This is a genomic window from Alcanivorax sp. HI0044 (assembly GCF_001634945.1).
Window position 1 is genome coordinate 1 of record NZ_LWEZ01001858.1, and the last position, 5,188, is coordinate 5,188.

The 5,188-nt window shown below is 58.2% G+C and carries 5 protein-coding genes and 1 pseudogene; 5 read left to right on the forward strand and 1 reads right to left on the reverse strand.

Going from position 1 to position 5,188, the window contains the following annotated elements; all coding sequences use genetic code 11:
- Positions 1 to 8: 8 nt before the first annotated feature.
- Positions 9 to 485: a transcription elongation factor GreA gene (gene greA, locus A3730_RS27655; RefSeq protein ID WP_039926785.1), complete on the forward strand. Its 477-nt coding sequence runs from the start codon at positions 9 to 11 to the stop codon at positions 483 to 485.
- Between the two features lie 101 nt (positions 486 to 586).
- Here the strand turns inward: greA and A3730_RS27660 are convergent, their stop codons facing one another.
- On the reverse strand, positions 587 to 901 hold the full coding sequence (locus A3730_RS27660) for a YhbY family RNA-binding protein (protein WP_007151514.1): 315 nt from the start codon (positions 899 to 901) through the stop codon (positions 587 to 589).
- Positions 902 to 1,021: 120 nt separating this feature from the next.
- Between A3730_RS27660 and rlmE the strand changes: the two genes are divergently transcribed.
- The 4 genes and pseudogenes from rlmE to glmM form a co-directional block, all read left to right on the forward strand.
- Positions 1,022 to 1,648: a 23S rRNA (uridine(2552)-2'-O)-methyltransferase RlmE gene (rlmE, locus tag A3730_RS27665; protein ID WP_063520965.1), complete on the forward strand. Its 627-nt coding sequence runs from the start codon at positions 1,022 to 1,024 to the stop codon at positions 1,646 to 1,648.
- Between the two features lie 164 nt (positions 1,649 to 1,812).
- On the forward strand, positions 1,813 to 3,726 hold the full coding sequence (ftsH, locus tag A3730_RS27670; protein ID WP_063539365.1) for an ATP-dependent zinc metalloprotease FtsH: 1,914 nt from the start codon (positions 1,813 to 1,815) through the stop codon (positions 3,724 to 3,726).
- Positions 3,727 to 3,732: 6 nt separating this feature from the next.
- Positions 3,733 to 4,584, forward strand: a complete 852-nt coding sequence (gene folP / locus A3730_RS27675; RefSeq protein ID WP_063520803.1) for a dihydropteroate synthase — start codon at positions 3,733 to 3,735, stop codon at positions 4,582 to 4,584.
- Positions 4,581 to 5,188, forward strand: a pseudogene (gene glmM, locus A3730_RS27680) (phosphoglucosamine mutase); the annotation flags it as partial. The gene folP and the pseudogene glmM, both read left to right, overlap by 4 nt.

The following is a 5,188-nucleotide window of genomic DNA, read 5'->3' on the forward strand; positions in this document are numbered from 1 at the left end:
GGATAACTATGCAACGTGTACCGATGACCGCCAAGGGTGCCAAAGCCCTGCGCGAGGAACTGGAAAAACTGAAAAAAGAAGATCGCCCGCGGATTTCTGCTGCGATTGCAGAAGCCCGTGAGCACGGCGACTTGAAAGAAAATGCCGAGTATCACGCTGCCCGCGAACAGCAGGGGTTTTGTGAAGGCCGCATTGGCGATATTGAAGGCAAGCTTTCCAATGCGCAGATCATCGATATTCAGACTATCGAAAATACCGGCAAGGTGATTTTTGGTGTGACCGTGACCATCATTGATGTGGATACGGACGAAACCAAGGTCTACCAGATCGTGGGTGACGACGAAGCCAACATCAAGGAAGGCAAGTTGAGTGTGAACTCACCCATCGCCCGCGGTTTGATTGGTCGTGAAGAAGGCGATGTGGTGCAGATTGATACCCCCGGCGGTACCCGTGAGTACGAAGTCGATCAGGTGGAGCATATCTAGGCGCTTGATGCCCGATGCATGACGCCAGACGACAATAAAAAAGGCGGCGTGATAACACGCCGCCTTTTTTGCTTTTGGCATCCTGCGTTGGGCCTTGGGCGTCAGGCATTCTGATAGCGCAGGATGTTCGACAGTTTGGCGCTGGGCTTTTGGGCCGGGCGGTAGAGCAGGGCGATGTTGCCGATACGCTGGATTAGCTCGGCGCTGCCTTTTTCGGTCAGGGCCTGCACAATGGCGGCGCGGTCGTCGCGGGTTTCTGCGTTGACTTTCACTTTGATGAGCTCGTGATCTTCCAGGCGCAGGTTGAGTTCTTCCACGAAGTTGTCGCTGAGTCCCTTGTCGCCAAAGATCAGAACGGGTTTCAGGTGGTGACCAATACGGCGTAACCGTTTGATGTCCTGGGTAGATAGCGGCACGGTGTAGCTCCAGAAAGGGTTGCTGTGCGCGTATTCTACGTATTACCCGGCCGAAAAGCAGCCGTCATGTGGGTTAGTCATGAGGGCTTGCGAGTACAGAGAATTCAGGAGAGAGGGGCCATGGCGAAGTCCAGCCGTTCCAAGACCAGCAAGGCTTGGTTGAAAGAACATTTCAACGACCCGTGGGTGGCCAGGGCCCAGGAGCAGGGGTATCGCTCCCGGGCCAGTTTCAAGCTGCTGGAAATGCACGAGAAAGACCGTTTGTTCCGGCCGGGAATGACGGTGCTGGATCTTGGCGCTGCGCCGGGGGGGTGGAGCCAGGTGGCGGGCCAGCTGATCGGCGGCAAGGGGACGGTGATTGCCAGTGATATTCTCGCCATGGATGCCCTGCCGGATGTGACCTTCATTGAGGGGGACTTTCGTGAGGATGCGATCTATGAGCAAATCCTTGCGGCGCTGGGGGATCAGCGGGCAGACCTTGTAATGTCCGACATGGCCCCCAATATGAGTGGTAATAGTGCTGTAGATCAGCCGCGGGCCATGTATCTGGCAGAGTTGGCGCTGGATATGGCTGAGCGGGTGCTGGAACCGGATGGCCTGTTTCTGGTCAAGGTATTCCAGGGTGAGGGGTTTGAAGACTACCGCAAAGCGCTGCAAAGCCGTTTCAAGCGCGTCGTCAGCCGCAAACCGGCGGCAAGCCGGGCTCGCTCCACAGAGGTCTATCAGTTGGGTTTTGGCCTGAAATAGGCGGTGAAAGCCGTAAAATGGCTATATTCCTGTCCGAACCGGCATTACGTTGCTTCTGGCAAATGGTGTAAGGTGTAAGAGCCTGCGTATAGGCTCCAGGCAGGTTCTAAGTTCGTTAGTGTGCGCGCGAGCGCCCGGATTAATCGAGGTCTCCCTTGAACGACATGACCAAGAATATTGTGCTGTGGCTGGTGATTGCCGGCGTCTTGTACGTGGTGGCATCCAGTCTCAGTACGCAGCCTGCAACCACAGATGTGCCCTATTCCACCTTCATTTCGCGGGTAGAAGACGGCAAAGTGCAGGAAGCGAAAATCGGCGAAAGTACGATTACCGGGACCTACACGGATGGTGGCCAGTTCCGCACGGTGAAACCGCCGACGCTGGACACCAATCTGATGCCCACGCTGATCCAGAATGATGTAAACGTGGTGGGCCTGGAGCCCCAGCGTCAGGGCTTTCTGACCCAGCTGTTCCTGTCCGTACTGCCCATTCTGCTGATTCTGGCCATCTTTATCTTCTTTATGCGCCAGATGCAGGGCGGCGGCCGTGGCGGCGGCGGGCCGATGACATTCGGCAAGTCCAAGGCCAAGTTACTGGGCGAAGACCAGATCAAGACCACCTTTGCCGATGTGGCGGGCGTGGAAGAAGCCAAGGAAGAAGTGCAGGAACTGGTGGAGTTTCTGCGTGATCCGGCTAAATTCCAGCGCCTGGGCGGCAAGATTCCCCGCGGTGTGCTGATGGTGGGCTCGCCGGGTACCGGTAAGACCCTGCTGGCCAAGGCCATTGCAGGCGAGGCCAAGGTGCCGTTCTTCAGCATTTCCGGTTCGGACTTTGTGGAAATGTTTGTGGGTGTCGGCGCCAGCCGTGTCCGTGACATGTTTGAGCAGGCCAAAAAGCATTCCCCTTGCATCATCTTCATCGACGAAATCGATGCGGTGGGCCGCTCCCGTGGGGCCGGCGTCGGTGGCGGTCACGATGAGCGTGAACAGACCCTGAACCAGCTGCTGGTGGAAATGGACGGTTTTGATGGCAACGAAGGCATTATCGTGATTGCCGCCACCAACCGCCCGGACGTGCTGGACCCGGCGTTGCTGCGCCCTGGCCGTTTTGATCGCCAGGTGACGGTGCCGCTGCCGGATATCCGTGGCCGTGAGCATGTGCTCAAGGTGCACATGCGTCAGGTGCCGATTTCGGATGATGTGGAGCCAGCGTTGATTGCGCGGGGTACGCCCGGGTTCTCCGGTGCGGACCTGGCCAATCTGGTCAACGAAGCTGCATTGTTCGCCGCTCGCGCCAACAAGCGAATGGTGTCCATGGAAGAGTTTGAGAAAGCCAAGGACAAGATCCTGATGGGCGCCGAGCGTCGCTCCATGGTGATGAACGAAAAAGAAAAGCTGAACACCGCCTTCCACGAAGCGGGCCACGCTATTGTGGGGCGTTTGGTGCCAGAGCATGATCCGGTTTACAAGGTGAGCATTATTCCCCGCGGTCGAGCGTTGGGTGTCACCATGTACTTGCCGGAAGAAGACAAGTACTCCCAGTCCAAGCGTGGTCTGGAATCCTCGATCTGCTCCCTGTTTGGTGGTCGTATCGCGGAAGAAATGACCCTGGGCTTTGACGGTGTAACCACCGGGGCGTCCAACGATATCGAACGTGCTACCAAGCTGGCCCGTGCCATGGTCACCAAGTGGGGTCTGAGCGAGAAAATGGGTCCGCTGGCTTATGAGGAAGAAGAGGGCGAAGTCTTCCTTGGCAAGCAGGTGGGGCAGCGCAAGCATATGTCCGAGCAGACTGCAGAAGAAATCGACCGTGAAGTGCGGGCCATCATCGATGGCTGTTACGGGCGCGCCAAGCAGATCCTGGAAGACAACCGCGACAAGCTGGACCTGATGGCGGATGCGTTGATGCAGTACGAAACCATTGATGCGGCGCAGATCGATGACATCATGGGCGGCCATAAGCCTCGCCCACCAAAAGACTGGCGTGATCAGGGTCCGGGTAACGGTGCCGCCGCCTCCGGCGATGGTGATCAGCCGTCCGGTGACGACCCCATTGGTGGGCCTGCCAACACGCACTGATTCATGATGCATCCAACAACGCTTAGCTGTGGGGCGCGGACACTAGACCTGTCCGCGCCTGTCGTTATGGGGATCCTCAATGTGACCCCCGACTCCTTTTCCGACGGTGGTCGTTACACCGAGCGTGATGCGGCGCTGCGCCAGGCGGAGCAGATGTTGCGTGACGGCGCCGCGATTCTCGATGTGGGTGGCGAGTCCACTCGTCCGGGGGCGGCGGCGGTGTCTGAACAGGAAGAGCTGGATCGGGTGGTTCCCATTGTCGAGGCGTTAAGCAATGAGCTCGATGCGTTGGTGTCCGTGGATACCAGTACGGCGGCGGTGATCCGTGACAGTGCAGAGGTCGGCGCCGGCCTCATCAATGACGTGCGTTCCTTGCGCCGCCCCGGTGCCATGCAGGCGGCGGCAGCCAGTCAGCTCCCGGTCTGCCTGATGCATATGCAGGGAGAGCCCGGCAGCATGCAGGATAACCCCCATTACGATGATGTGACCGCCGAGGTGATGGCGTTTCTGCGTGAGCGGATCGCGGCCTGCGAACGGGCAGGTATGACCCGCGAGCGTTTGTTGGTGGATCCGGGGTTCGGCTTCGCGAAAACCGTGTCGCATAATTTGCAGCTTATGCAGGAAATGACTGAGTTGCAGGCGTTGGCGTTGCCGGTCTTGATTGGTGTATCGCGTAAGTCCCTGTTCGGTAAAGTGCTTGGCCGTGATGTGAGTGAACGGTTGTCTGGCAGTCTGGCGGCGGCCGTTATGTGTGTGGAGCGCGGCGCGATGATCGTGCGTGCCCACGATGTCAAAGAAACCGTGGATGTGGTGCGTTTTGCCCATGCGGTCAGAGAATCACAAAAGGAGTTGTCATGACGCGCAAATATTTCGGCACTGATGGGGTGCGCGGCACGGTGGGGGAGTTTCCTATCACACCGGATTTTGTGCTCAAGTTGGGTTGGGCGGCAGGCAAGGTGCTGGCCGCACGGGGCGGCAGCAAGATTTTGATCGGCAAGGATACCCGTATTTCCGGCTACATGTTCGAATCGGCCCTGGAGGCAGGGATTTCCGCTGCCGGGGTGGATGTGCGCCTGCTGGGGCCGTTACCCACGCCGGGGATTGCCTATCTGACCCGTACCTTGTCGGCCCAGGCGGGCATCGTTATTTCCGCATCCCATAACCCCTATACGGATAACGGTATCAAGTTTTTCGGCGCAGATGGCCGCAAGCTCAATGACGAGATCGAACTGGAAATTGAGCGTCTGCTGGACGAAGAAATTTCCGTGGTGTCCACGGACCAGATCGGCAAGGTGCGCCGCATTGATGACGCCCGTGGCCGCTACATCGAGTTTTGCAAAAGCACTGTGCCGGGGCTGGATCTCAGCGGCATGAAAATTGTGGTTGATACGGCCAATGGTGCGGCCTACCACATCGCGCCGGATGTGTTTGAAGAGCTGGGCGCAACGGTGGTGCCAATGGC

What these genes read in the sequence shown, in the direction of transcription:
- greA (WP_039926785.1), top strand. Translation starts at nt 9, where the DNA reads ATGCAACGTGTACCGATGACCGCCAAGGGTGCCAAAGCCCTGCGCGAG.
- folP (WP_063520803.1), top strand. Translation starts at nt 3,733, where the DNA reads ATGCATCCAACAACGCTTAGCTGTGGGGCGCGGACACTAGACCTGTCC.
- ftsH (WP_063539365.1), top strand. Translation starts at nt 1,813, where the DNA reads ATGACCAAGAATATTGTGCTGTGGCTGGTGATTGCCGGCGTCTTGTAC.
- rlmE (WP_063520965.1), top strand. Translation starts at nt 1,022, where the DNA reads ATGGCGAAGTCCAGCCGTTCCAAGACCAGCAAGGCTTGGTTGAAAGAA.